Below are 25,383 nucleotides of genomic sequence, written 5' to 3'. Positions count from 1 at the left end.
ATCGAAAATGTTCAGTCATGGAGGCTTTAAATGTTTATAAATAAATCAGATTCCAAAAGCAGGTTCCGTCCAACCGGAAAAATAAGGGTCATAGCTGCTGCCGCAACTGCTGTTGTGATAACCGTCGGTGGAATAGTTCATCATAAGATAAGTGCCTCTGCTGCCATAGCAGAACCTGTGGAAGAAACAGCTATGGTTGAGAAAATGGATCTCCAGAAAAGCATCACTTTAAACGGAACCATAATCAGTTCCGAAAGCAAAAGCTTAAGCTCAACCATCAGCGATGCTGAGGTAAAGGCTGTCAATGTCAAGGTCGGAGACACAGTCAAAAAGGGGGACGTTATCGCAGTCCTCAGTACAGAAAAGCTTGAAAAGCAGCTGGAGCTTGCGAAAGCTGCACTTGATAATACAGTAGAGAAAAACAAGATGGATATAGATGAGGCGGGACGTTCACTTGCAAATGCTCAGAATTCCATGAACACTCAGAATGCGCAGGCTGCTGTAGACATTAACACAACCACAGAAAAGCTGCATACCAGTGAAACAGATCTTCTCAATGCCCAGCAGGATATCCAGAAGTACATACTTGAGGAGACCACACTTCAGACAGAGATTGACAGCTGCCAGGATATATATGATTCAGAGCAGGCTGTTCTCAGGAATAAGCAGCGAAAGCTCACCAGAATGCAGAATGGAGAGGGTGACGGGGATGATGCCGGAGACAGCAGTACTACAAAACTGCAGCTGGACATAGATCAGATCACAAATTCTCAAAGCGACAGGCAGACTCATATAAGTGAGCTGAAGACAAAGCTTTCAGAGACGCAGTCCAAAAGAAAGGAAGCTGAGAGTAAGCTTGAGACTGCAAAGGAAAGCATTGAAAGCTGCAAACAGAGTCTCCAGAAATCCCAGCTCAGCCTGAATGAGACCAATGCAAACAACCGGAAGACCATTCAGGATGGTCAGTCCAACATTGAGATGGCAAAGCGAAATGCAGATTACAATGAAAAAAATGCGCAGAATGATGTAGAAAAGATCAGGGATCAGATCAACGAGGCTGTTATCATCTCCCCAATCGACGGTATAGTGACAAATCTCAATGTCTCCGTCGGTGAACTTTACAAGGGAGATGTGATAGCTGTTGTTCAGAATACATCGGGCTTTAAGGCAAGTGCCGAGGCTGACCAGTATGACATAAGCGATATCGCTAAAAATATGAAGGCTTCCATAAGCACGAAAACAACCGGAGATACAGAAATGACAGGAGAAGTCACCTTTGTTTCACCGATACCGGGAATCACAAATACATCGAAGGATTCCACCTCCACAACAAAATCCACCTCCAATAACTATCCGATAGAGGTCACCATACAGGATCCGAGCGACAGACTTCGTATAGGAATGACTGCAAAGATAAAGATAATTGAAAACGAAGCAAAGGATGTTCTGGCGGTACCTTCCTCATATATAACTACTGATGAATCCGGTGAAAATGTTGTAACCGTGAAAAATGATGACGGATGCAGCAGAATGGTCAAGGTTGAGACAGGTCTGAAGACCGACTACTATATCGAGGTAAGATCAGATGAACTTAAGGAAGGTGATACAGTTGTAGGGACAGGCTCATCTGACTTCGGAGGAGCTCTAACTTCAGAGGGAGGTGCTTTCTTTGAATGATATCATAATGAGTGCGAGGGACATCAGAAAAAGCTATAATGTGGGGACCGAAAACGAGCTGGAAATACTTCATGGAATCGATCTGGATGTTCATAAGGGTGAATTTGTTTCCATCGTTGGCTCCAGTGGCTCCGGAAAATCAACCTTTATGAATATACTTGGACTCTTGGACAGACCTACTTCAGGTGCCTATACTCTTAACAGCATTGATGTCAGTAAGTCCACAGATGATGAACTGAGTCACATAAGGAATCGTGAGATAGGTTTTGTATTTCAGACCTACAACCTTATTCCGAGAACAAGTGCCATAAAAAACGTGGAGCTTCCCATGCTTTATGCGAGAGTTCCCGAAAGGGAACGCAGGGAGCGGGCGGAAATGCTTCTGGAGCTTGTCGGCATGAAGGAAAGAATGCACCACACACCAGATGAACTTTCAGGCGGACAAAAGCAGCGTGTTGCCATCGCAAGGTCTCTGGTGAATCATCCTTCCATGATACTTGCCGATGAGCCTACGGGTGCACTTGATTCCGCCACAGGACGCATAGTCATGGATCTTTTTCATAAGCTTCATAAGGAAAACGGAATCACCATAGTCCTCATAACTCACTCTAATGAGCTTGCAGAGGAGACCGAAAGGGTAGTGACATTGAAAGACGGACATATCATAACAGAAAGGGCCGGACTCAGATATGCTGGTTGAAAACATTAAACTCTGCCTCACAGGGCTCATGGCGAACAAGATACGAACCTTTCTAACCATGCTTGGAATCATCATCGGTATAGCCGCAATGATTGCCATCATGACAGTGAGCGATGCCATGAACAGCTCTGTCATGAATTCCATGGGCAGCATGGGAGCAGATAAAATCGAGGTGTTCATCATGCAGAAGGGCTATGATGAATCTACATCCAGAGAAATGAAAACCAAAGATTATTTTACCGATGAGATGCTTGATGATCTTAAACAGACCTTCGGAAACAGGATCTCAGGTATAGCTCTCTCAAAGGATATAGGCTCTTCCCGTATAGAAAAGGGAAAAAGCTATGCGAACATACAGCTTAAAGGTCTGAATCCCACAGCATTAAAGTCGGAAAATCTTTCGATGCTGAAGGGAAGAAGTATAACCGAAAAAGACGAAGAGACATTATCAAAAATCGCGCTGGTGTCGGATAAATACGTAGAAAAGATCTTCGGAGGAGACGAAAAGGCAGCTTTGGGAAGCGAGATAGAGGTGCTTGTAGACAATAAATATTACACCTACACTATAGTTGGAGTCTATCAGTACATTGACAGCGGAATGTCCGCCGGTTTCTCACAAAACGATATATCTACCAATGTCTATATCCCGTTTGCAGTGGCTAAGATGCAGGTGGAGAAAGGCGATCTCTATGATGAGTTTTCCCTGAAGGCAGGCGAAGGAACCGATCCCGATACACTCTGCTTTGAGGTTCAGAATTATATAAATACAAAATATTACGAAGACAATGATGCCTATGAAAGCTATGCTTACAGTATGAAGGCTCAGCTGAAGCAGATGAATTCCATGCTGAGCACTCAGAAAAATGCCTTCATGGCTATAGGTGCCATAGCTTTACTGGTAGGTGGAATCGGTGTTATGAATATCATGATAGTTTCCATCACTGAAAGGACCAGAGAAATAGGAACCCGTAAGGCTCTTGGCGCCACCAACAATGACATTCGCCTTCAGTTTATCATCGAAGCAATGGTCATATGCCTTCTCGGAGGTATCATTGGTATAATTACCGGGCTTCTGTTCGGTATGGCTGCAACGAAGGTAATGGGATATCAGGGAACCGCATCTGTTGCAGGAATCCTTGCCTGTGTGCTCTTTTCTATGGCCTTTGGTCTTTTCTTCGGATATTATCCGGCAAACAAGGCGGCGAAAATGAATCCTATAGAAGCGCTTAGATACGAATGATATGACACACCAGGGAGAAACAGTATGAAAGAGAACAACTACAGAATACTTATCGCAGAAGACGACAAAGATATCATCGATCTTCTTGAATTATATCTGGAAAATGCCGGTTACGACGTTCTGACAGCTGAAAACGGACTTCTCGCGTGGGAATGTCTCGAAAAAGAACAGAATATAGATCTGGTGATAATGGACATCATGATGCCGGAAATGAACGGGTATCAGCTTATCCGTAAGGTCAGGGAACATCACAATCTTCCTGTCATAATCATTTCTGCAAAGACCGAAGACAGCGATAAGATACTGGGACTTGATCTAGGTGCTGACGATTACATCTCGAAACCCTTCAATCCGCTTGAAGTGGTGGCGAGGGTGAGATCGAATCTCCGGAGATATTATCATCTTAATGATAAAACACCAGAGGACGATGGACAGCTGCATGTCGGTGAGCTTACTCTGGACACCAACAGCATGTCTCTGAAAAAGGGAGAGAAAGACATATCACTCACACCTATGGAATTTAAGATCCTCAGTCTTCTCATGCAGAACCCGGGAAAGGTTTTCACGAAGATACAGATATATCAGCATGCCAGCGGAGACTACGTGGAAAATGATGAAAATACCATCATGGTACACATTTCAAATCTTCGCGAGAAGATCGAGCGTGATCCGAAGATGCCTGAATATCTCAAGACCATAAGAGGACTAGGTTATAAGCTCGAGAAAAAGTAAGTCTGAAAGTATCCTTCGGACTTAAATATTCATAAACGTGTCATACTCCAAAAAATAAATGAGGAGACACTGGAGAAAACAATGAAAGCATTTGCACTTAACAATAAACGGGGAAGCCTGTATTTCCTCATCATGAGGGGGTATCTCGGCTTTATCTCAGGCACCATCCTGCTGCTACTTTGCCTTTATTTCGGAAATTACTTTGCGACTCAGAAACTTGATGAAAAGTATCTGACTAATGCTTATTACGACCATTATGCCTACGAAGAGGATTTCGTAACAGAAGACGGCAGAAAAAATACTCTCATGATAGAGTACAGATATACGGATAATGAAGATGGCTATCCTGACTCATCCATAAAGTACATGACGATTCTGGATGAAAACGGTGAGATCCTTTATTCAAATTCCGATTTAAGTCTCGATAAATTCAGGGAATACATCAATGAATCCCAGGACGACTCTAACTATGTGTCCATGTTCAGAAAATACAAGGAAATCAAAACCAGAATAGATACGGTGACTGCAGGATTTCTGGTAGTAGGTGAGATACTTCTCATGCTTTTCTTCGTTTTCAGAATAAACAAATCCGTTCTCCGTCCACTGAATCTCCTGAAAAATGCCATGGAAAACTTCAAGGTGAAAGAGGACAAGCTCGAGCCCATCAGCTATACCGGTCCGAAGGAACTTGAAGAAATATGCGGGTCCTACAATGACATGGCAGAAGCCCTCAGAAAGAGTGATGAGGAGAGAAGACGACTGGAAGAGGGACGTCAGCGCATGCTTGCGGGCATCTCTCACGACCTGAAGACTCCAGTCACCGTTATTCAGGGTTATGCCAATGCTATTCTCGACGGCACTATCTCTCCGCAGAAGGAGCTGACTTACGTGGAAACTATATTCAAAAAGTCCCAGGTGCTTTCGGAGCTTATCAATACATTTCATGAATACAGTCGTTTGGAACATCCTGACTTTGTACTGAAAAAGACCAGAGGTGATCTCTGTGAATATCTGAGGGAATATATCGCAAATCGATATGATGAGCTGGATATCGCAGGCTTTGAGCTCGAAGTCAACATCCCGGATAAAAGCATATATGCGGTTTTTGACCAGCTTGAGCTTAAGAGGGTATTTGAAAATCTCATCAATAACACCATCAGACATAATCCTAAGGGAACTACGATCTATGTCGAGCTTGAAAAATCGGATTCTCTTATATTGAGCAGTCAGTACAACCTGTATTCCCACAGGAATAACATAAACAAAACTGCTGAAATACAGAAAGCATCACCTATGATAAGGATCCTCTTCGGAGATGACGGTGTCGGAATATCCGATGATGTGAGAAAGAATATCTTCGATCCCTTCGTTACCGGAGATGAGTCGAGGAAATCAGGAAATGGCTCCGGTCTCGGCCTGGCGATTTCAAAGAAGATAATAGAGGCTCACGGCGGTTTCATACATCTGCGAGAAAGATCGGAAACAGATCACAGTACAGAATATGAGATACTGCTTCCTGTGGAAGGATGATAAATAAACCTCATGATGAAGGCTTAGAAAAAGCAGCCTTTGATAATAGGAGAATTATATGAGATTGGAAAACAGAAATACTTATAAATCAAAACTGATTCTGAAGGCTAAAATTTTCGGTATGATCCTTGTGGCTTTTATGTGTTTTACTGCCGTGATAAAGTCAGGGACCATTGCAGTCTACGCCGCATCTTCCGACCTGAAGGATTACAGCTTTTCATCTCTTCAATGGGACACAGACGATGACGTGATGATGGCGTACTGGGATCAGTCTGAGGATGATCAGCGATACAAGCTACAGCTTTACAAAAATTCTGTTTCTGTTGAAAACAGGGTTGGAGGTGCTGTTACTGTGACCAACAAGGATTACTATGATTTCACAAAGCTTGTTGTGTCGGAAGGTGCAGGGAATTACATCTTCACAGTCACAGGGCTTAAGGAAAATGATACTCAGGTCTCAGATGCTGCATACATAGACATTGGCAAACTGCATAAAATAGAAGATAAGTACATCGGCGAGCATCCGAAGACTGTGTTCGGAAAATATTCTATAGAAAAGATGGATCTCATTCAAAAGACGGATCCCGTCACTGCCGCAGCCTACGCTCATACGAAGCCGGGCTACAATGCTGCCGAAGCGTCCACTATGGCATCCATTCCGTCCCTTAACAACGGCTGGCTCAAGCTCAAGGATGGCGACTGGTATCACTTCACAAATGGCATGATGGATACCGGATGGTTTACAGATCCGGCAACCGGCGATAAGTACTATCTTAATTCTGATGGAACCATGAGAACAGGATATCTATATCTGGACGGACAGAACTACTATTTTGAAGCATCAGGTAAGCTGTCACATGCTGTGAATGGCTGACGGCGTATTCGGATAGCTGCTGAATCAACACAAAGCCTACGATTCTCTATAAAATCCTTGTAAAATATCTCTAAAAAACTCAGAAAAATACAAGGTTTTAAGTTACAGCATCTTGTCTGAGGCCTGACATGGTTGTATAATTCATAAACATTTTACAGAAAACAGAGGGCGCAGAGCATGACAAACGGAATAGTAGTAATAGGAGCAACATTCGTAGATATCAAGGGCTATCCTTTGGAGGTATACGTTCCAAACGGAAGAAATGCCGGTACAGTGATGGAGGTTCACGGCGGTGTATGCCGTAACGTTGCTGAGGATATCGCCAATGTTGAGCTTAAGCCTACATTTGTAAGTATAGTAGACAACAGCGGAACCAGTACAGATGTTGTCAACAAGCTCATCCGTCATAAGATAAATACCAAATATATCCGCAGAGTTGAAGGCGGTCTCGGAACATGGCTCGCCATTTTCTCAAACGAGGGCGATGTCATCGCATCTATTTCCAGAAGACCTGACCTCAGTGAGATCTCCAATATACTGAAGGAGCAGGGTGATGAGCTCATCGGCAATGCTGACAGCGTTGTTGTGGAAATAGATATGGATTCATCTATCCTTAAGCAGATATTCGAGCTTGCTGAAAAGTATCATAAAGAGGTTTATGCCGTTGTTTCCAACATGTCTATCGCCATGCAGAGACGTGATCTTCTCAAGCGTACAGGAGTGATAGTTTGTAATGAGCAGGAAGCAGGTATGCTTTTTTCAGACGACTATTGCAGCATGACACCTGAAGAGTTCATGCACATTCTGGACAGACAGGTAAAATCCGCTAAGTATCCTCGTATGGTAGTTACCATGGGATCAAAAGGAGCAGTTTACGCTTCGATGGACGGAGAGCCCGGCTTCTGCCCAAGCATCCCTGTAGGAGTTATAGATACCACAGGTGCAGGTGATGCCTTCTTCTCAGGCGTTGCCATCGGTCTCACTTACGGAAAGTCTCTCGGAGAGGCATGCCAGATCGGTACCAGACTTGCAAACTCCGTTATCTCAACTACTGACAATGTCTGTCCGAGATTCATGCCTCAGGAATTCGGTATCGAAGCAGACAGATAATTGGATATAATTGTGAGTATTGAAGCTCTCGATATCGGATTCTGATACTCGTCGTCATAAAATAGTATTGCATGTATCATGTTTTGGTGATACTATGATTCGGCATTTAAATATATGGTGGAAGTCATGATTACGGCTATCACCGATGACAGTTCATTTGTACCTTCCTGTCACTAAACAAAACCAGGACTACATACATTAAAGAAGACATACTTCTTTTTGATACCGGATGCTGAAACGATCATTCTGGTCATGGCATCATATCTATGTGATTTGTAGCTCTGCTTTTGCAGAGCTTTTTTTGTTGGAGTAATTTACATGTATTTTTTGAAATCAGAATCAAGTTTCGATGCCGCTCATTTCCTGAAGGATTATGAAGGCAAGTGCAGAAACATTCATGGACACAGATGGAGAGTTGTTGTTGAGATAAAAGGGGAAAGTCTGAGTGAAGAGACTCAGACAAGAGGCATGCTCATAGACTTTTCCGATCTCAAAAGAGCGGTTAAGGATGCCTGCGATTTCTTTGATCACAGTCTCATATATGAAAGCGGATCTCTGAAAGAAACTACCATAAAGGCACTTGAAGAAGAGAACTTCAGGTTAAATGAAGTTCCTTTCCGCCCTACTGCAGAGAATTTTTCCCGGTTCTTTTTCACAAGTCTAAGGGATAAAGGTTTTAATGTTCACAGAGTTGATGTCTACGAGACTCCGAACAACTGCGCGAGCTTTGAAATGGAATAAATTTACCGGCAGTGTTCTCAGTGAAATATCCTGACAGAACTGAGATGATTTAGAGGAAAAGAAATGAAAGTAGTGGAAAAATTTGTAAGCATTAACGGCGAAGGCACAAGAGCCGGTGAGCTTGCTGTATTTATACGTTTTAAAGGCTGTAATCTGAGATGCAGCTACTGCGACACCATGTGGGCGAATGAAGGAAACTGCCTGTACACAGAGATGTCTCAGGAAGAAATATTGACATATATCCTGGAAACAGGCGTTAAGAATGTTACTCTGACAGGTGGAGAACCCCTGCTTCAGAAGGGAGCTCATGAGCTCATACAGCTTCTTCTGGAAAACGGGCTTTCTGTAGAGATCGAGACAAACGGAAGCGTAGACCTGAGACCATTTACGGGAGGCAGACGTCCTTTATTCACCATGGACTACAAGCTTCCTGGCAGTAACTGTGAAGATGGCATGCTTCTTGAGAATTTTGAGCTTCTCGATCCTCAGGATACTGTAAAGTTTGTATCCGGCAGCATAGAGGACCTCGAGCGTGCGAGATGTCTCATCGAAAAGTACGGGCTTACGGAACGCTGCCATGTTTACATAAGTCCTGTGTTCGGAAGCATTGAGCCAAAGGACATAGTGGATTACATGATAGAACACAAAATGAATGATGTCAGATTACAGATACAGATGCACAAGGTCATCTGGGATCCGGACAAAAGAGGTGTCTGATGATAGATAAAAAAGCAATTGAAGAGCATATCCGTGGAATTCTCATTGCCCTGGGAGATGACCCTGACAGAGAGGGTCTTCTGGAAACTCCAAAGCGGGTTGCCGAAATGTATGAAGAAGTTTTTGCGGGCATGAATTACTCTAATCATGAAATAGCCGAGATGTTCGACAAGACCTTTGAAGATGGTCTGGATGCCAATGCTGATTCCCAAAGCGTTGTGGTCATGAAGGACATCGACATTTTCTCCTACTGTGAGCATCACCTCGCCCTTATGTACGACATGAAGGTCAATGTTGCCTACGTACCAAAGGGAAAAGTCATCGGGCTTTCTAAGGTGGCAAGAGTCTGTGACATGGTGGGAAGACGTCTGCAGCTTCAGGAAAAGATCGGCAGAGACATCGCAGATATCATGACTGAGATAACCGGAAGCGAGGATGTTGCCGTGACTATCGAAGGATGTCACAGCTGCGTGACTGCAAGGGGCATCAAGAAGCAGAACACCAGGACATTTACGGCTGAACTCCGGGGCAGCTTCAAGACTGATCCGAGCCTGCAGCTGTATCTTAGATAAGGATAGAATCCATGATTCATTTGGTTCATTTCTTGTTGATATATTAAACCGAATATTGGAGTTCCAATAGGATTCCACATCATTAAGTCATATATTCAGGCAGAAAAAACGCCTGAAAACGGGGAGGAAAAAATGCAGGTAATGGTTCTTTTGAGCGGAGGAGTTGACTCCACGACCGCTCTCGGTATAGCAGTTGATAAATATGGTAAGGAAAATGTCATCGCCCTTTCAGTTATGTACGGTCAGAAGCACGACAAAGAGATAGGTGCTGCTGAGGCCGTGGCAAAGCATTACGGCGTTGAGCATCTGTATCTTGATCTCAGTAAGATCTTTCAGTACAGTGACTGTTCACTTCTTAAGCAGTCAGATGAAGCGATTCCGGAGATCTCCTATGCTGAGCAGATAAAGGAGACAAAGGGAGAAGTTCCCGTAAGCACATATGTTCCTTTCAGAAACGGTCTGTTCCTTTCTTCCGCAGCCAGCATTGCCCTCAGCAAGGGCTGCAGCCTTATCTATTACGGGGCCCATGCCGACGATGCTGCAGGTTTTGCATATCCTGACTGCTCCGATGCTTTTGTCAATGCTATGAACGAGGCAATCTGGGAGGGATCCGGACATCAGTTAAAGATCGAGGCACCCTTTGTAAAGGTGAACAAATCAAATATCGTAAAGATGGGACTCGATCTTAAGGTGCCTTACGAGCTTACATGGTCCTGCTACGAAGGCGGTGAAAAGCCATGCGGAAAATGCGGAACATGTATCGACAGGGCGGCAGCATTTGCAGCAAACGGAGTAGAGGATCCTGCATTGAAATAAGATTCTGTAACAGTAAGAATCTGAATTGTCAGGTATATCAAATATACGTACAGGCTTTTCTAGTGTATAACACCCATACTGTTTCATGATTGATACGATATACATCTGACCAGGTATACAGCAGTATATCGGAGAAAAGGAGAAAAAATGAGAGAAAACGAAGATCTGACACTGCTTGGAAATCAGCAGGTAAAATATAAATACGAGTATGACCCGTCTGTTCTTGAGAGCTTCAACAACAAGCATCCCGAGAATGATTATTTCGTAAAGTTCAACTGTCCTGAATTCACATCACTATGTCCTATTACCGGACAGCCTGATTTTGCAACCATCTATATTTCCTACGTTCCGGATAAAAAGATGGTAGAGAGCAAGAGCCTGAAGCTTTATCTGTTCTCCTTCAGAAACCACGGAGATTTCCATGAGGATGTTGTTAATGTGATCATGAAGGACCTTATCAGACTGATGGATCCTAAATACATCGAGGTATGGGGAAAGTTCCTTCCGAGAGGCGGTCTTTCCATCGATCCTTACTGCAACTACGGAAAGAAAGGCACAGCTTGGGAGAAAGTCGCATGGGACAGACTGACTCAGCACGACATGTATCCTGAAAAGATAGATAATAGATAACCGATAAAATAGAGGGATCGGAAGCGGATCGAACTACAGCATTTTATAAATCTTTAAGAAACGGTCATATGGACCGCGGAATATATTAAAAAAAGCACTCATTCAGAGATCCTTTCAGATCTACTGATGAGTGCTTTTAAAGTTCCTTATTTGTAGTAGAAATTGAATCCTGAAATATCTGATTTATCTGGATGATCAATACTGCTTAAGGTGGATAGCGAAGCCTGCGATCATCTTATCAAGATAGATAAACTTAAGAGAACCGTCTTCGTTGTACTGAGCAGTTTCCTTCTTTAAGCCCATACCTCTCTTTTCGAAAAATTCAGCCGCCTTGGCTACATCGTGAGCACCGATAGCGATATGTCCCTTCTCTCCCGGACCGTCCTTCTTCATAATCTCGATAAGATCTGAAGCAAAGATCGAACTGTTTCCAACTCTCGGAATGAAAGCCATCAGTGTGTGGAATTCATCAGCGATGCGTAATGCATCTTCCTCGCCGTCTGCATTGATACCTACATGAAGTACACAAAGTTCAAGCTCCTTTACCGCATCAAAATCCTTTGACATCTCGTCTGCCATAATATTACCTCCTTGATTAGTAAAATCATCCCCTTAAAAAATACTATGGAGGATGAAGTCACCTTTGCCAGTGTTCAGTGTACATATGATGATGTATTGATCACACTTATGAAAGCTTTAGTATCATAAGTTAATAAAACACTCTATGTCGCACGAATTTAAGTTTAGCACTCCTATAGGATTTATGCTATAATCTTCGCTCAAAAGGTAATGAAATACGAGCATAAAACAATTTGTGATGCTCTTATATCATAGTTGACAACAGGAAAGGCAGGCTAATGGAAAAGTATTTCGACATAAACGAACAGGGTTTCAGCATCAGATGTAAGGTATATTTTGAAAAAGACATACACAATTTAAACCACATTGTCCTCGCCACATACGGATTTGGAGGAAATAAAGACAATAAAGCCATAGAAAAATTCGCGGAAAGAATAACCACCAAGTATAAAGGCTTCGGTGTGGTATGCTTCGACTGGCCTTGCCATGGAAAGGACGCCCGAAACAAGCTTATCCTTGATGAGTGCCTGACATATATGGATCTGGTCATCAAACATATTAAGGAAGAAATGGGAGCAGAAGCTGTTTATAACTATTCCTCAAGCTTCGGTGCATATGTAACACTCTGTTATCTTCATGACCATGAAAATCCATTCAGGAAGATCGCATTCCGCTGTCCTGCCATAAAGATGTATGATTCCATGGCGGCTCACGTAACAGAAGATGACTGGAACAACCTGAATAAAGGTAAGGAGATCCTTCGTGGCTATGACAGAAAGATAAAGATCTCTCTGGAATTCTTAGAGAGTCTGAAGGTTAATGATGTCAGCACCTACGATTACATGGATTATGCAGACGACATCATCATGATACATGGCACAAAGGATGAGATGGCTCCTATCGAAGTGGCAGAGGAATTCTCTGAGAACAATGTCATCGAGCTTATCAAAGTTGAAAATGCCGATCATCCTTTCTCTAATCCAAAGTACATGGACTTTGCAATTCAGAAGATTCAGGAATTTTTTGAACCGTAAAATAAAAAAATGATGTGATTAAATTTGGCACAATGTGTTATACTTTTAATCAGGCAAGGCTAAGAGTGAGGATACTTATTTCATAATTAAAGAAGGAGAAGGGACACTATGAATGATTTCAGGTATTTCACACCAACAGAGGTAGTCTTCGGTAAGGATGCGGAGGATAAGACCGGAGATACAGCAAAGAAGTACGGATCAAAGGCATTACTCGTATATGGAAAGGGAAGCGTTGTAAAAAGCGGACTTTTGGACAGAGTAAAAGCTTCATTAGATAAGGCTGGCGTACAGTACAAGGATTTCGGTGGTGCCAAGCCAAATCCTACACTTGCACATGCAGAGGAAGGTGTCAGGGAAGCAGTTGAGTTAGGTGCGGACATGATCATTGCCGTGGGAGGAGGAAGTGCCATCGACACATCGAAGGCCATAGCCCATGGAGCAGCGAATCCGGATAAAAAGCTCTGGGACATCTGGACAAGAAAGGTGGAGCTCACTAAGTCTCTTCCTGTAGGTACAGTTCTCACCATCGCAGCTGCAGGAAGTGAGATGAGTGATTCAGCCGTCCTTACGAACGAAGCTATAGGAAAGAAAGCCGGAATCAATACAGATATGAACAGATGCAGATTTGCTATCATGAATCCGGCTCTTGCCGCAACACTTCCTAAGAATCAGATCGCTGCAGGTGTGACTGATATCATGATGCACACCATGGAAAGATATTTTATTCCGGACATAAAGGCAGATATGACTGATGAGATAGCTGAGGGTCTCCTCCGTACAGTTATAAAGAACGGAGAGCAGGTTCTCAAGGATCCTGCAGATTATGACGCTATGTGTGAGATATTCTGGGCATCCAGCCTTTCACATAACAATCTTACAGAGTGCGGAAGAGGAAAGGATTTCTCAGTTCACAAAATCGGCCATGCATTATCAGCCAAGTATGATGTAACTCACGGAGCATCTCTAGCGGCTGTATGGGCATCATGGGCAAGGGAACTCTATAAGGGAGCTCTTCCGAGATTTGCGAGATATGCAAGAAACGTTTGGAAGATAGATGAAGCTGATGATGAAAAGGCAGCGGTTTTAGGCATTGACAGAACAGAAGAGTTCTTCAAGAGCATAGGTATGCCTGTAAGGATCAGAGAGATGAATGTAGATCCATCAGATAGCGATATCACAGAGCTCGCACTGGATGCAACAATGCAGGATACAGTTAAGTTATCAAGGATCCGTCCGCTTTCAGCTAAGGATGTGGAGAAGATCTACAAAGCAGCATTATAATAGGAAGATTTTTGATCTTCCTACTGCATCAGAGGGGAAATATTTCCCCTCTTTTTTTGTCTCAGCTAATTCTATTTGTATTGTTCAATCGACTTAAGTCTCGTTAACGGCAGGATTTTTGCAAATATCTTGATTTTCTACACGCGAAAGATAAAAAATCAGCGTTTGGATAAAAAAAAGGACACATTTCGATATTGATATATGCTAGAATGGTGAAGTTTTTGTGGGTTGAATACTAAGAGTGGGCTAATGCTCCCATACGAAAGGTGGATTTACAATGAAACTGGAAGATTTACAGAAGAACGATGGGATAGGAATGGAAGAACTTAGAGTTACTCTTATGGAGATAGCTAACAATATAAGTAAAAGCATAAAGGGACACTGGTCAGTTCAGCCTGATCCAAGAGCCATAGAATCTTTTTGTGCTTATAACATAAACTCTCATTCAACAGGTTATGAAATTTGCCGTTTTTATCCTTTTCTTGATGCTAACGGAGATGTGTTTATCGCTATCAGTTCCAGAAGAACTAATGTAAGCTGCAGATATGAAAAGAATCTTGTGTCAGGTATCTATGATATGGTCATAAACAGTATCATGCCGCTTGATATTGCATAATATAATGTCCGTTTCTAAAGACTTTATAATGATCTTTTTCTCTTCGTGAAGCATGTATAGACCTGCATTTTGTCACGAAGAGCTTCATTAAGTCACTAAATACTACTAATATAATGCACTACAAATGTCGTTTATTATGATGTAGAGGGAGGGAGTCTAGAGTCATGCAAATTGTCCGGGCTTTCCTGCCTATGCATGGTATAGATGTTTGAAGGTGCTTTTTTTTATTCCTGATAGACTTATGATGTCTTAAATCTCAGGCTTATTGTATTTCAAAATATACATTCAAAGCTTCTATCGTCTATAGTATAATGAATTGCATTATTTAAAATTTTTATAGCACAAACGGCTGATTGTATGAAAAAAAGAGGTTTTCTGCGCATAGCAAGAGGAGTGTTTTTTCTCATTGGAATAGTATGTTTCATGATCACTCTTATTATGCTTGCATATCAATTATACGAAAAAGATTCTTATCGTATCGACAAACCACATCAAGCCGACCATAAAGTACTGTTTCTGTGTTCATACGATCCGATGTATTTCACATATAAATATCAGATCGAGGGCTTGGAAGACGAGCTTTACTCAAATGGTATCGAATTCGATGTTGTGTACATGGACACAAAGAAATTTCGGTCAGAAGATGATTTAAAGGAATTCTATCATTTCTTTAGGCAGCGATACGAAAAGAACAGTAAAGGTTTCGAAGGCATCTTACTCGGTGATGATGACGCTTTGATTTTCGCCATAGACCATCAAGAAGATTTATTTGATGGTTTACCTATGGTTTTTTTTGGTGTAAACGATCTTGGACTTGCTCATAAAGCTGAGACAAATCCATACATAACCGGATTCTATGAAAACAACTTCCTGGATCAGACCTTTATGACTGCCATAAAGCTGTTTCCGGATCATAAAAATCTTGTTTCGATTCACGATGATTCAGCAGCAGGCAAGTCTGATATAAACCAGTTCTATGCATTAAAAAACGAATATAGCGAATATTCCTTTGATGATATAGATACATCTTTGTTGACCAAGCGTGAACTCATCGAAACCCTCAGGGTCCTTCCTTCAGATACGCTTTTATTCTACATGACCTGTTACAATGACTGTCAAGGTAATGTACATTCATTGTATGATTCTACAAGTGTTATCGTGAACAACACAGATGTACCTATATTCAGAAATTATGCCGAAGGAAGAGATTCCGGCGTCCTGGGCGGTACATATATGGATTTTTATACCCAGGCGAGAGATGCTGCACACATAATGTCTGATGTCATAAATAAAAAATCAGACATTTCAAAATATGATCTTTCTTTATACACTCCGGGTATAACAGAATTCAACTATCCTCTCATGAAGAAATACGGGATATCGACAAAACAGCTTCCTTCAGATACTGTATTTTACGGTAAGCCTGTTACCTTCTACGAGCTTTACAAGAATATGCTTCCGGTCGTGTTCTTTATGGCGGTATCATTGGTATCCTTCATTATCTCGGCATTTCTGGCTCTTAAAAATGAAAAAAGACAGGTAAGGATACTTCGATCATCAAAGGAACAGCTCCTGAATTCCCAGAATAAGCTTGTCTATCAGGCTAACCATGATGAACTTCTGGATCTTCTGAACAGAAGATCCATAGTGGAATATCTGAGCAACAACCTCAAAAATGAGCAGATATATTCTGTACTGATGATCGATATCGATGGTTTCAAAGACATTAACGAAAACTATGGTCATCAGATCGGAGATAAGATCCTTGTAGATATATCCGATACACTCAAAAGATATGCAGAAAAAAACAATATGATCCTCGGTCGATACGGCGGAGATGAATTCCTTATGCTTTTCAAAAACAAAAGGCTGGATAGTTCATCACTGATCGTTAAGGGGATCGTTACCTTGTTTAACAAGCCTTTCGGTGCAGACAATGTCAATGTCATGTTATCTGCAAGTATCGGTATATCCAATTCAGACCGCGAAACAACTCCTGAGCAGCATATCATCAATGCTGAGATCGCCATGTATGAAGCCAAAGCAAGAGGCAAAAATATGGTCTTCGTATATGCAGAAGATATGAAGAACAAGCTCATCATCGAGTCTACTATTAAAGCAGCCTTCCTTGAAGCCTTTGATTCAGATGGCTTCTATCTCATGTACCAGCCGAAGGTTTCTGCCTCCACAAAGGAGGTTATAGGCTATGAGGCACTGATAAGACTCAGAGATTATCCTTACGGTCCCGGAGCATTTATTCCGGTGATCGAAAAGAGCGGGTGGACCATCAAGCTTGGACGACTGATAACCAGACTCGTGGTCGAGCAGATATACAAATGGAAATCCCAGGGCATAGAAATACATCCTGTTTCCATAAACTTTTCGAGCAGACAGATACATGATCTCGGATATTGCGATTATCTTCAGTCACTGCTGTATCAGTATAAGGTTGATCCGAAATACGTACAGATAGAGATCACGGAAACACTTCTTTTGGAAGAATCTTCAAGAACCACAGAGCTCTTCGATAAGTTCAGAAGGATGAATATCAAACTTCTTCTAGATGATTTCGGAACAGGTTATTCATCTCTGGCTTATCTGACCTATGTACCCGTCGATGACGTCAAGCTGGACAAATCTTTGGTGGATACTTATCTCTGTGCGGGTAAGGAAGCCTTTATAAAGGATGTCATTCAGCTTGTTCATGATATGGGAAAGACCATCACCATAGAAGGCGTAGAGCACGAGTGGCAATATTTAAAACTTGCCGAATTCAAGGCGGATACCATACAGGGATACTACTTTTCAAAACCTCTCAAACCGGATGAAGCGATCAGGTACAGAGCTATATGATCTAAGACATGAGATCTATCAGATTTCATGTCTTTTTTTATGTTTCTTTTTAAATATAAATATCTAACACATGACTACTTAAAGCTTAAAAGAATAACATATTATGGCTTATATAAAAAAATATTATCAAATTATAAAGAATCTATTTATTTTCATATAATTATCTGCTATATTTTAAAAATGCATTATAACTTTAAACTGTTAAAGGAGGAAAGTATGAGAAAATTTATTAGCATTTTAACTGCAACTGTACTGCTTTCCGGTGTTCTGGCCGGATGCGGCAGCTCAAGTGGTGCAACTATTCAGACAGTTGAAGAGAAAGCCACAACAGCCGCAGCTGCAGAACAGAAGACAGAAGAGACTGAGGCAGCTCAGAGCGATGCAGCTGGTGATTATCACATCGGTATCGTTACAGGTTCTGTTTCCCAGTCAGAGGATGACAGACGTGGTGCAGAAGCATTTCAGGCAAAGGTAGGTGAAGACAGAGTAATCCTTGCTACATACCCTGATAACTTCACTGAGGAGCTTGAGACAACAGTTCAGACCATCGTTAACCTTTCAGATGATCCTGAGATGAAGGCAATCATCGTAAATCAGGCGATCCCGGGAACAACAGAGGCTTTCCGTCAGATCAAGGAGAGAAGACCTGACATCATCTGTATCGCAGGTGAGTCACATGAGGATCTTCCTGAGATCGGAAGCGCTGCAGACCTCGTATGTAACAACGATTTCGTAGCTCGTGGATATCTGATCATTCGCACAGCTCATGAACTCGGATGTAAGACATTCGTACATATTTCATTCCCACGTCACCTTTCATATGAGACCATGAGCCGTCGTGTTGCTATCATGAAGGCAGCCTGCGAAGAGTTCGGCATGGAATTTGTTATGGAATCTGCACCGGATCCAACTACAGACGTTGGTGTTCCTGGCGCACAGGCATATATCGCAGAGCATGTTCCTGAGTGGATCGAGAAGTACGGTAAGGATTCAGCTTACTTCTGTACAAACGATGCACACACAGAGCCACTTTTAAGAGGTCTTCTTGAGAATGGCGGATACTTCATCGAAGCAGACCTTCCTTCACCTCTTATGGGATATCCTGGAGCACTTGGACTTGACCTCACAGAGGAAGCAGGTGATTTCGAGAAGATCCTTTCAAAGGTTGAGAGCGCAATCGTTGAAAAGGGTGGTGAAGGCAGATTCGGAACATGGGCTTACTCATATGGCTACACAGTTTCAGCAGGTCTTGCACAGCACGCTATGAATGTTATCGATGGAAAGAGCGAGCTTACAGATATCGATGATATCTCAAAGGCTTACGAAGAGTTTTCACCAAAGGCTTCATGGAACGGATCACAGTACACAAATGTTGATACAGGCGTAAAGTCTGACAATACATTCCTTGTATACCAGGATACATATATCATGGGTAATCCTGGAAAGTTCATGGGATCAACTTCTGTTGAGGTTCCTGAGAAGTACTTCACTACCAAGTAATTCAGTGTAGGGCAACATACACTTACTAAAAAAGATTTACCTGTGTGGGGAGAAATCATCTCCCCACATTTTAAATCTAGTGACATGTATATATGACATGTCATACAGAGTCAGTCCTCGCATAGCGAATTTAAATGGACTGACCTTCCCAAAAGGGAGAAAGGTTTTACAATGGAAAAAGCGCCTCTGCTTGAAATGCGAAATATTAAAAAAGATTTCAACGGCAATCAGGTTCTCAGTGACATCAACATCACCCTGAGAGAGGGCGAGGTCATCGGACTTTGCGGAGAAAACGGTGCCGGTAAATCAACCTTGATGAAGATCCTTTTTGGCGCGGATGTCATCAGGGAAACAGGAGGATACGGCGGAGATATCCTCATCAATAACGAAAAAGTATCTTTTCAATCTCCATTTGATGCCATTGCAGCCGGAATCGGCATGGTACATCAGGAATTTTCATTAATACCGGGTTTTAAAGCGACAGAAAACATCCTTCTTAACAGAGAATCAAAGAAAAAAAGCATCCTTTCTGATCTGTTTTCAGACAGACTCGACACTCTCGATCGTAATGAAATGAATAGAATCGCTCAGGAAGCTATACAGCAGATGGGCGTAAATATAGATAAAGACATGGTCATCAACGACATGCCTGTAGGTCATAAACAGTTCACCGAGATAGCAAGAGAACTTTCAAAGAAGCAGCTTAAGATTCTTATCCTTGATGAGCCTACTGCGGTTCTTACAGAAAAAGAAGCTGAAGCTCTTCTGGATTCGATACGCGGTATGTCAAAGAGAGGAATCGCCGTTATATTCATTACTCACAGACTTGGCGAGATCCTTTCAGTATGTGACAGAGTTGTCACCATGCGTGACGGCTATGTAGTCAATGAAACTCCTGCCTCTGAAACCTCTATTCCGGAGATCACCAGCTGGATGGTAGGAAGAGACGTTGCAGATACAGGTTCAAGCTATGTCACAGAAGATATCGGTAAAGACAAGAGAACCATCCTTTCTATAAAGAAGCTTTGGGTAGATATGCCCGGAGAGACAGTCAGAAATGTCAACCTCGATGTAAGAGAAGGTGAGATCCTCGGAATAGGCGGTCTTGCCGGACAGGGTAAACTCGGAATTCCTAAAGGAATCATGGGGCTTTGCAATGCCGGTGGAGAGATAAACTTTGACGGACAGGATATTCCGCTTAACGATCCGAGAAAATGTCTCGATGCCTCCTTCGCATTCGTTGCCGAAGACAGACGTAATGTAGGCTTACTTCTTGATGAATCTCTGGAATGGAATGTTTCCTTCCCTGCTATGCAGGTTCAGGATAAGTATCTGAAAAAGTATTTTGGCGGACTTATCAAGTGGAGAGATGATGAAGCTATCAAGAAGGTGACTGCAAAATACATCGACGAACTGAAGGTCAAGTGTACAAGTACCAAACAGAAAGCAAGAGAGCTCTCCGGCGGAAACCAGCAGAAGATCTGTCTTGCAAAGGCATTTGCACTCAATCCTAAACTTTTATTTGTAAGTGAACCTACCAGAGGTATCGACGTAGGTGCGAAGGCTCTGGTGCTTGATGCGCTTAAGAAGTTAAATAAAGAGCAGGGTGTTACCATCGTCATGGTATCCTCCGAGCTTGAAGAACTCAGACAGACATGTGATCGTATAGCAATCGTTTCCGGCGGAAAGGTTTCAGGTATCTTACCTGCAGGAGAGAAGCTGGAGAAATTCGGTGAGCTTATGCTTATGAATTGCTGATGTCCGGTCAAAAGGAGCATTTAGAAATGAACGAACAAAAACTAACATTAAAAGATCTGATCAAAAGCAAGGCTCAGGAATTCGGATTACCAAGACTTATCATCACAGGTTTCCTTTTATTACTGCTTGTGCTCTCACCTATAGTAGGTGCGGATCTTCCAACACAGATTTCCAATATCATCAACAGATTCAGCTGGAACGGAATCCTGGTACTCGCGATGGTACCCATGATTCATTCCGGATGCGGACTTAATTTCGGTCTTCCTTTAGGTATCATTTCAGGTCTTTTGGGAGCTACCTTATCCATTGAGTTCGGTTTCGAAGGACCTGTCTCATTTATTATGGCGGCACTCCTCGCAACGCCTTTTGCACTTGTTCTCGGTTCTGTTTACGGATGGCTTCTGAATAAGATCAAGGGTGGAGAGATGATGATCGCAACCTATGTAGGTTTCTCATCAGTTTCCATGATGTGTATGATGTGGCTCCTCCTTCCTTACCACAGCCCTAACATGGTTTGGGGTATGGCTGGAAAGGGTCTGAGAACAACCATTTCCCTCGAGGGCTACTACACACAGGCACTTGCAAGCTTTCTGCAGATAAACATTGGCAACCTGACCATACCGACCGGTGCACTTTTATTCTTTGCACTGCTCGCCTTTGGAATGTGGGCTTTCCTTCACACAAAGACAGGAACAGCCATGACAGCAGTAGGTTCAAACCCTGATTTTGCGAGATCTGCCGGCATCAATGTAGACAAGATCCGTATGATTTCTGTAGTAATGTCTACATGGCTCGCAGCTATCGGAATTCTCGTTTATGAGCAGGGCTTCGGTTTTGTTCAGCTTTACATGGCACCGTTCTACATGGCGCTTCCTGCAGTTTCAGCTATCCTTATCGGAGGCGCAACTGTTAACAAGGCTTCAATCATGAATGTTGTTATTGGAACAATTCTGTTCCAGGGAATCGTTACCATGACTCCGACAGTCATGAACAACATGATTCATCTCGATATGAGTGAGGTTATCCGAATCATCGTTTCAAACGGTATGATTCTTTATGCACTCACAAGAAAGACGGAGGGAACAAGATGAAAAACAAATCAATAGGTGATTACCTGAGAAGATTTTCGGTTCCTCTCATGTTTGTTATCATATGCCTCATATGTGCACCGATTTCAGGTCTTTCACCAAATTATCTTATCAATGAGATCGTTACCAGAATAGGCAGAAATGCATTTCTCATCCTGAGCCTTCTGATACCTATCATGGCAGGAATGGGACTCAACTTCAGTATGACACTGGGAGCTATGGCCGGAGAGATCGGTCTTATCCTCGTCAGTGACTGGCAGATCGTAGGTATCCCGGGAATGATACTTGCCATGATCGTATCCATCCCTATCTCAACCCTTCTTGGTCTTTTCTGCGGAAAGGTCCTCAATATGGCTAAAGGTAGAGAGATGATCACCAGCTACATCATCAGCTTCTTTATCAACGGTATATATCAGCTTGTTGTGCTTTATCTGATGGGTCCTGTGATTCCAATTGTTCACAGCACCATCAAGCTTCCGAGAGGATATGGTATCAGAAACACGGTTTCACTTTTGTCCATGCGTCAGCACCTTGACAATCTTATCCCACTTAACATCATGGGCGTAAAGATTCCGGTTGCCACATTTATAGTTATTTTCCTGCTTTGTCTCGTTATCATCTGGTTCAGAAAGACAAAGCTCGGTCAGGATATGAGAGCCGTTGGTCAGGATATGGATGTATCCAGAGATGCAGGTATCGATGTTGAGCGTACAAGAATCATTTCAATGATTCTATCCACAGTATTCGCAGGAATCGGTATGATCATTTACCTTCAGAATATGGGTAATATCGCTACCTACAGTTCACATTCACAGATCGGTATGTTCTGTATCGCAGCACTTCTCGTTGGTGGTGCCTCTGTAGATAAAGCCTCTATCGGAAATGTATTCCTCGGAATCATTCTTTTCCATACAATGTTTATCGTTGCACCTAAGGCAGGAACTGTCATCACAGGCGACTCTATGATCGGTGAATATTTCCGAGTATTTGTATCCTACGCTGTCATCACAGTAGCGCTCATCATGTACGAAACTAACAAGAGAAAGAACAAGAGCAAGGCCGGAATGCAACTTGCACTTGATCAGGAGCAGGAGGAAGCAAATGGATAAATCAAAGAAAAGAAGATTGATATATCGAATCGCAGCTTTCGTTGTCATTCTCCTGATCGCCGCTGCTATGTTCATTATCGGACGTGGCCATACAGTATATTTTGATAATAAGATGCCTGAAAATGTTGGAACAGAGGTAAGTGTTCCTTATAAGATCGAGGTAATTGTAGCAGACAAGACTGTTGCAAAACTTAAATCCGGCGAACGTGGTATGGCAGATACCATGGGCCAGAATTTCAAGATGCAGCTTCTTGTCACAAAGGAAAAGGGCGGAGATGCCGCAAGACTTCAGGTTGGTTTGAAGCTTCCGTATAACATGGACGGAATCATCATCAATCTCCCGGCTCTCTTAGCCGGACTCGACGAAAATGCATACCTTTCAGAGTTCGTTTATGTACCTTCCGCAGAAGAGATGAAGGAAGAGGAAGTTGTTACGGACGACACAGACGGTCAGATGAACTTCGAAGGATGATTTCGAAACATTAAGACATCACACATAAATCCGGTTATTTGGATCTCATGATCAACGAGACCTTTTGGGTATTACATACTTCAAAGGTCTCGTTGATTTTTTATGCCAATGTCTACATCCGGTATACAATCACATATTTCTTATTATCCCCGGAGGTCGTGAAATAAATGATTTTATTAAAGGAAATGATTATACCCTGACAATAGCATGCCGACATTTTAATGATGAAGATTTTTGGAAAGGGGTCAACAATGAAGTCTAAAACAATTTAAAAAAACTCATCATGGCGGTTCCTATAATTTTATCAACTGTTTCTTTACTTGGTTTAATGAGCTTCTCACAAAGTACGCGGACGAAACATTAAAAAAGGCTGCATAACTGAGAGACAAAATTAGTTCATATATCTTTATATTTTGTAAGGTCACGGTTATATACTCTGAATCAGTTTAGGTTTTATAATCAGTTTATCAATCATTAATAAGAAAGGTCTTGATATAGCATTAGTAAGAATTATGCTATATCCGAATAGTATAATGAATAAACTGATGAAGAAGAGAGGCTTTACAACTGTTGTGATGGTGTCAGGTTTAGTACTTTTGGTATTTAGCCTGAAATATATTATTGCAACAACATTTATAGTAGGATTGGGCGTCTTTGATATGGTAAAGCCGTATGAAAAGCAGGCAGGAATTAATAGCTACGATAAAGAATATTTACTCAATGAATATGGCTCCGATCTGGATAGTGGCTTTTTCATTTTTCCTGACGATATCGGCAATGCACTTACAGCAACTTACGAATCATCTCTAAAAACCGGATTATTTGATACCGATGGCAGTATCTTCCTTACAGCAACTTATACAGATGAAAATTTCGAAAAGGAAATAGACCGTCTTTCGCATATAAGCTGTACTGTGTTTGATACTGATGTAGAAGATAGCGATTATCATACAACCGAGATTCTATATGATACAAACACGTATAATTATCCGGCGTATGTTGCATCGGATGGGTATGACCATGTATATGAATATGCACTGGTCGATTCTGAGAATAACAGAATCATTTACGTATTACTGTCATATCCGGCTGATCTGATAAATGGAGCAGGACTGATAGGCAATATGGATTATTTAAAGAAGGACAAAGAGGCATATATTATAAACTACGGTTCTGCTCTCGAAAGATTCTCTATATACAGTTTTAGTTTCTCAGAGGGCATTTGGAGCGAATATTCTCCTGAGGATGAAAATCACCCGAGAATAGGAAAAAACAGGTGATACGATATAAGACCTTTTTTTGGGTATATCACGAAAAACCCTTAAAAAGGTCTTTTAATATTGTTAGCTACTAAGAAGAGGTATATATTATGCCCGAAAAAAATGTAAATCAACAGAAAACTTTGATGGTGAAAAAATACTATTCCATGCTAATTAGCGGCACATTCAACATACTGCTCACACCCTTGTCGCTCATGTCGGATACTCTGATCTCAGGTCTGTTTCTCGGCTCAGACTCTGTTATGGCCGTAACACTGGTTTCACCTTTGATTTTAATGGCGATTTTTTCAGGAAGTATATTTTCTTTAGGCATACCGATACTGTATTCGGCAGCCATCGGTAAATTCGATAAGTGTGAGGCGGACCGTATATTCGGTTTCGGCCTGCTGATGTCAATAATTATCGGAGTTTTAATTTTCGGCCTTTCGTCATTTATAGTGGGTAACCCCACCATTGCTAATTGATTAAATTTAA

Annotated in this window: 24 protein-coding genes; 22 read left to right on the top strand and 2 right to left on the bottom strand. The window is 42.1% G+C overall.

Translation table 11 applies throughout. The features are described from left to right. The first annotated feature begins 30 nt into the window (after nt 1-30). The 12 genes from BXO88_RS12645 to queF all read left to right on the top strand — a co-directional run bounded on the left by BXO88_RS12645 (nt 31) and on the right by queF (nt 11,339). Nucleotides 31-1,677, top strand: coding sequence for an HlyD family efflux transporter periplasmic adaptor subunit (locus BXO88_RS12645; RefSeq protein ID WP_078038090.1), 1,647 nt, complete (start codon nt 31-33; stop codon nt 1,675-1,677). Then, the gene (locus BXO88_RS12640) at nt 1,670-2,377 is read left to right on the top strand and encodes an ABC transporter ATP-binding protein (RefSeq protein WP_078038089.1); all 708 of its coding nucleotides are present in this window, start codon (nt 1,670-1,672) and stop codon (nt 2,375-2,377) included. Before BXO88_RS12645 ends, BXO88_RS12640 begins: the two co-directional genes overlap by 8 nt. Further along, a complete protein-coding gene (locus tag BXO88_RS12635; protein ID WP_078038088.1) occupies nt 2,367-3,617 on the top strand; it encodes an ABC transporter permease in 1,251 nt (416 codons plus the stop codon). Before BXO88_RS12640 ends, BXO88_RS12635 begins: the two co-directional genes overlap by 11 nt. A 24-nt stretch (nt 3,618-3,641) precedes the next feature. Next, on the top strand, nt 3,642-4,349 hold the full coding sequence (locus tag BXO88_RS12630) for a response regulator transcription factor (RefSeq protein ID WP_078038087.1): 708 nt from the start codon (nt 3,642-3,644) through the stop codon (nt 4,347-4,349). Nucleotides 4,350-4,430: 81 nt separating this feature from the next. Next, entirely contained in the window at nt 4,431-5,879 is a 1,449-nt protein-coding gene (locus BXO88_RS12625) for a sensor histidine kinase (RefSeq protein ID WP_078038086.1), read from the top strand. 58 nt (nt 5,880-5,937) lie between these two features. Then, complete coding sequence (locus tag BXO88_RS12620; protein ID WP_078038085.1) at nt 5,938-6,753, top strand: hypothetical protein; 816 nt, start codon at nt 5,938-5,940, stop codon at nt 6,751-6,753. A 177-nt stretch (nt 6,754-6,930) separates the two neighbouring features. Beyond that, entirely contained in the window at nt 6,931-7,863 is a 933-nt protein-coding gene (locus BXO88_RS12615; RefSeq protein WP_078038084.1) for a carbohydrate kinase family protein, read from the top strand. 318 nt (nt 7,864-8,181) lie between these two features. Continuing rightward, on the top strand, nt 8,182-8,604 hold the full coding sequence (queD, locus tag BXO88_RS12610; RefSeq protein ID WP_078038083.1) for a 6-carboxytetrahydropterin synthase QueD: 423 nt from the start codon (nt 8,182-8,184) through the stop codon (nt 8,602-8,604). Between the two features lie 63 nt (nt 8,605-8,667). Then, the gene (gene queE, locus BXO88_RS12605; RefSeq protein WP_078038082.1) at nt 8,668-9,321 is read left to right on the top strand and encodes a putative 7-carboxy-7-deazaguanine synthase QueE; all 654 of its coding nucleotides are present in this window, start codon (nt 8,668-8,670) and stop codon (nt 9,319-9,321) included. Further along, a complete protein-coding gene (gene folE, locus BXO88_RS12600) occupies nt 9,318-9,893 on the top strand; it encodes a GTP cyclohydrolase I (protein ID WP_206099992.1) in 576 nt (191 codons plus the stop codon). The genes queE and folE overlap by 4 nt, the downstream gene beginning before the upstream one ends. A 132-nt stretch (nt 9,894-10,025) precedes the next feature. Continuing rightward, nucleotides 10,026-10,709, top strand: a complete 684-nt coding sequence (gene queC, locus BXO88_RS12595; protein ID WP_078038080.1) for a 7-cyano-7-deazaguanine synthase QueC — start codon at nt 10,026-10,028, stop codon at nt 10,707-10,709. A gap of 147 nt (nt 10,710-10,856) precedes the next feature. Further along, complete coding sequence (gene queF, locus BXO88_RS12590) at nt 10,857-11,339, top strand: preQ(1) synthase (RefSeq protein WP_044996653.1); 483 nt, start codon at nt 10,857-10,859, stop codon at nt 11,337-11,339. Nucleotides 11,340-11,534: 195 nt separating this feature from the next. Here the strand turns inward: queF and BXO88_RS12585 are convergent, their stop codons facing one another. Beyond that, nucleotides 11,535-11,918 (bottom strand): hypothetical protein, encoded by a 384-nt coding sequence (locus tag BXO88_RS12585; protein ID WP_078038079.1) that lies wholly within the window; start codon nt 11,916-11,918, stop codon nt 11,535-11,537. A gap of 278 nt (nt 11,919-12,196) precedes the next feature. Here BXO88_RS12585 and BXO88_RS12580 point away from each other — a divergent pair, with 278 nt between their 5' ends. The 10 genes from BXO88_RS12580 to BXO88_RS12535 all read left to right on the top strand — a co-directional run bounded on the left by BXO88_RS12580 (nt 12,197) and on the right by BXO88_RS12535 (nt 24,909). Further along, nucleotides 12,197-12,952: an alpha/beta hydrolase family protein gene (locus tag BXO88_RS12580; RefSeq protein WP_078038078.1), complete on the top strand. Its 756-nt coding sequence runs from the start codon at nt 12,197-12,199 to the stop codon at nt 12,950-12,952. 108 nt (nt 12,953-13,060) lie between these two features. Next, a complete protein-coding gene (locus BXO88_RS12575) occupies nt 13,061-14,233 on the top strand; it encodes an iron-containing alcohol dehydrogenase (protein WP_078038077.1) in 1,173 nt (390 codons plus the stop codon). Nucleotides 14,234-14,510: 277 nt separating this feature from the next. Next, a complete protein-coding gene (locus BXO88_RS12570; RefSeq protein ID WP_078038076.1) occupies nt 14,511-14,849 on the top strand; it encodes a hypothetical protein in 339 nt (112 codons plus the stop codon). Nucleotides 14,850-15,206: 357 nt separating this feature from the next. Next, complete coding sequence (locus tag BXO88_RS12565) at nt 15,207-17,702, top strand: bifunctional diguanylate cyclase/phosphodiesterase (RefSeq protein WP_078038075.1); 2,496 nt, start codon at nt 15,207-15,209, stop codon at nt 17,700-17,702. 216 nt (nt 17,703-17,918) lie between these two features. Then, complete coding sequence (locus BXO88_RS12560) at nt 17,919-19,202, top strand: DUF3798 domain-containing protein (RefSeq protein WP_078038074.1); 1,284 nt, start codon at nt 17,919-17,921, stop codon at nt 19,200-19,202. A gap of 171 nt (nt 19,203-19,373) precedes the next feature. Then, entirely contained in the window at nt 19,374-20,960 is a 1,587-nt protein-coding gene (locus BXO88_RS12555; protein WP_078038073.1) for a sugar ABC transporter ATP-binding protein, read from the top strand. Between the two features lie 26 nt (nt 20,961-20,986). Then, complete coding sequence (locus BXO88_RS12550) at nt 20,987-22,051, top strand: ABC transporter permease subunit (RefSeq protein WP_078038135.1); 1,065 nt, start codon at nt 20,987-20,989, stop codon at nt 22,049-22,051. Next, complete coding sequence (locus tag BXO88_RS12545; protein ID WP_078038072.1) at nt 22,048-23,157, top strand: ABC transporter permease; 1,110 nt, start codon at nt 22,048-22,050, stop codon at nt 23,155-23,157. The genes BXO88_RS12550 and BXO88_RS12545 overlap by 4 nt, the downstream gene beginning before the upstream one ends. Next, the gene (locus BXO88_RS12540; protein ID WP_078038071.1) at nt 23,150-23,629 is read left to right on the top strand and encodes a DUF6672 family protein; all 480 of its coding nucleotides are present in this window, start codon (nt 23,150-23,152) and stop codon (nt 23,627-23,629) included. Before BXO88_RS12545 ends, BXO88_RS12540 begins: the two co-directional genes overlap by 8 nt. 533 nt (nt 23,630-24,162) lie before the next feature. After that, a complete protein-coding gene (locus BXO88_RS12535) occupies nt 24,163-24,909 on the top strand; it encodes a hypothetical protein (RefSeq protein ID WP_139355589.1) in 747 nt (248 codons plus the stop codon). 139 nt (nt 24,910-25,048) lie between these two features. On the opposite strand, the gene BXO88_RS16730 is transcribed toward BXO88_RS12535, so the two are convergent. Next, nucleotides 25,049-25,383, bottom strand: a 335-nt coding sequence (locus tag BXO88_RS16730; RefSeq protein ID WP_206099989.1) for a hypothetical protein, incomplete at its 5' end; no start/stop codon positions are given.

The organism is Oribacterium sp. C9, from assembly GCF_002007235.1.
Lineage (GTDB): Bacteria > Bacillota > Clostridia > Lachnospirales > Lachnospiraceae > Oribacterium.
The sequence above is the reverse complement of the archived record's forward strand: the minus strand, read 5'-3'. Positions and strand labels throughout refer to the sequence as shown.

Excerpts from the sequence above, each read along its gene's own strand:
- BXO88_RS12645 (WP_078038090.1), top strand. The coding sequence starts at position 31 with ATGTTTATAAATAAATCAGATTCCAAAAGCAGGTTCCGTCCAACCGGA.
- BXO88_RS12635 (WP_078038088.1), top strand. The coding sequence starts at position 2,367 with ATGCTGGTTGAAAACATTAAACTCTGCCTCACAGGGCTCATGGCGAAC.
- BXO88_RS12630 (WP_078038087.1), top strand. The coding sequence starts at position 3,642 with ATGAAAGAGAACAACTACAGAATACTTATCGCAGAAGACGACAAAGAT.
- BXO88_RS12625 (WP_078038086.1), top strand. The coding sequence starts at position 4,431 with ATGAAAGCATTTGCACTTAACAATAAACGGGGAAGCCTGTATTTCCTC.
- BXO88_RS12620 (WP_078038085.1), top strand. The coding sequence starts at position 5,938 with ATGAGATTGGAAAACAGAAATACTTATAAATCAAAACTGATTCTGAAG.
- BXO88_RS12615 (WP_078038084.1), top strand. The coding sequence starts at position 6,931 with ATGACAAACGGAATAGTAGTAATAGGAGCAACATTCGTAGATATCAAG.
- queD (WP_078038083.1), top strand. The coding sequence starts at position 8,182 with ATGTATTTTTTGAAATCAGAATCAAGTTTCGATGCCGCTCATTTCCTG.
- queE (WP_078038082.1), top strand. The coding sequence starts at position 8,668 with ATGAAAGTAGTGGAAAAATTTGTAAGCATTAACGGCGAAGGCACAAGA.
- queC (WP_078038080.1), top strand. The coding sequence starts at position 10,026 with ATGCAGGTAATGGTTCTTTTGAGCGGAGGAGTTGACTCCACGACCGCT.
- queF (WP_044996653.1), top strand. The coding sequence starts at position 10,857 with ATGAGAGAAAACGAAGATCTGACACTGCTTGGAAATCAGCAGGTAAAA.
- BXO88_RS12585 (WP_078038079.1), bottom strand. The coding sequence starts at position 11,918 with ATGGCAGACGAGATGTCAAAGGATTTTGATGCGGTAAAGGAGCTTGAA.
- BXO88_RS12580 (WP_078038078.1), top strand. The coding sequence starts at position 12,197 with ATGGAAAAGTATTTCGACATAAACGAACAGGGTTTCAGCATCAGATGT.
- BXO88_RS12575 (WP_078038077.1), top strand. The coding sequence starts at position 13,061 with ATGAATGATTTCAGGTATTTCACACCAACAGAGGTAGTCTTCGGTAAG.
- BXO88_RS12570 (WP_078038076.1), top strand. The coding sequence starts at position 14,511 with ATGAAACTGGAAGATTTACAGAAGAACGATGGGATAGGAATGGAAGAA.
- BXO88_RS12565 (WP_078038075.1), top strand. The coding sequence starts at position 15,207 with ATGAAAAAAAGAGGTTTTCTGCGCATAGCAAGAGGAGTGTTTTTTCTC.
- BXO88_RS12560 (WP_078038074.1), top strand. The coding sequence starts at position 17,919 with ATGAGAAAATTTATTAGCATTTTAACTGCAACTGTACTGCTTTCCGGT.
- BXO88_RS12555 (WP_078038073.1), top strand. The coding sequence starts at position 19,374 with ATGGAAAAAGCGCCTCTGCTTGAAATGCGAAATATTAAAAAAGATTTC.
- BXO88_RS12550 (WP_078038135.1), top strand. The coding sequence starts at position 20,987 with ATGAACGAACAAAAACTAACATTAAAAGATCTGATCAAAAGCAAGGCT.
- BXO88_RS12545 (WP_078038072.1), top strand. The coding sequence starts at position 22,048 with ATGAAAAACAAATCAATAGGTGATTACCTGAGAAGATTTTCGGTTCCT.
- BXO88_RS12540 (WP_078038071.1), top strand. The coding sequence starts at position 23,150 with ATGGATAAATCAAAGAAAAGAAGATTGATATATCGAATCGCAGCTTTC.
- BXO88_RS12535 (WP_139355589.1), top strand. The coding sequence starts at position 24,163 with ATGAATAAACTGATGAAGAAGAGAGGCTTTACAACTGTTGTGATGGTG.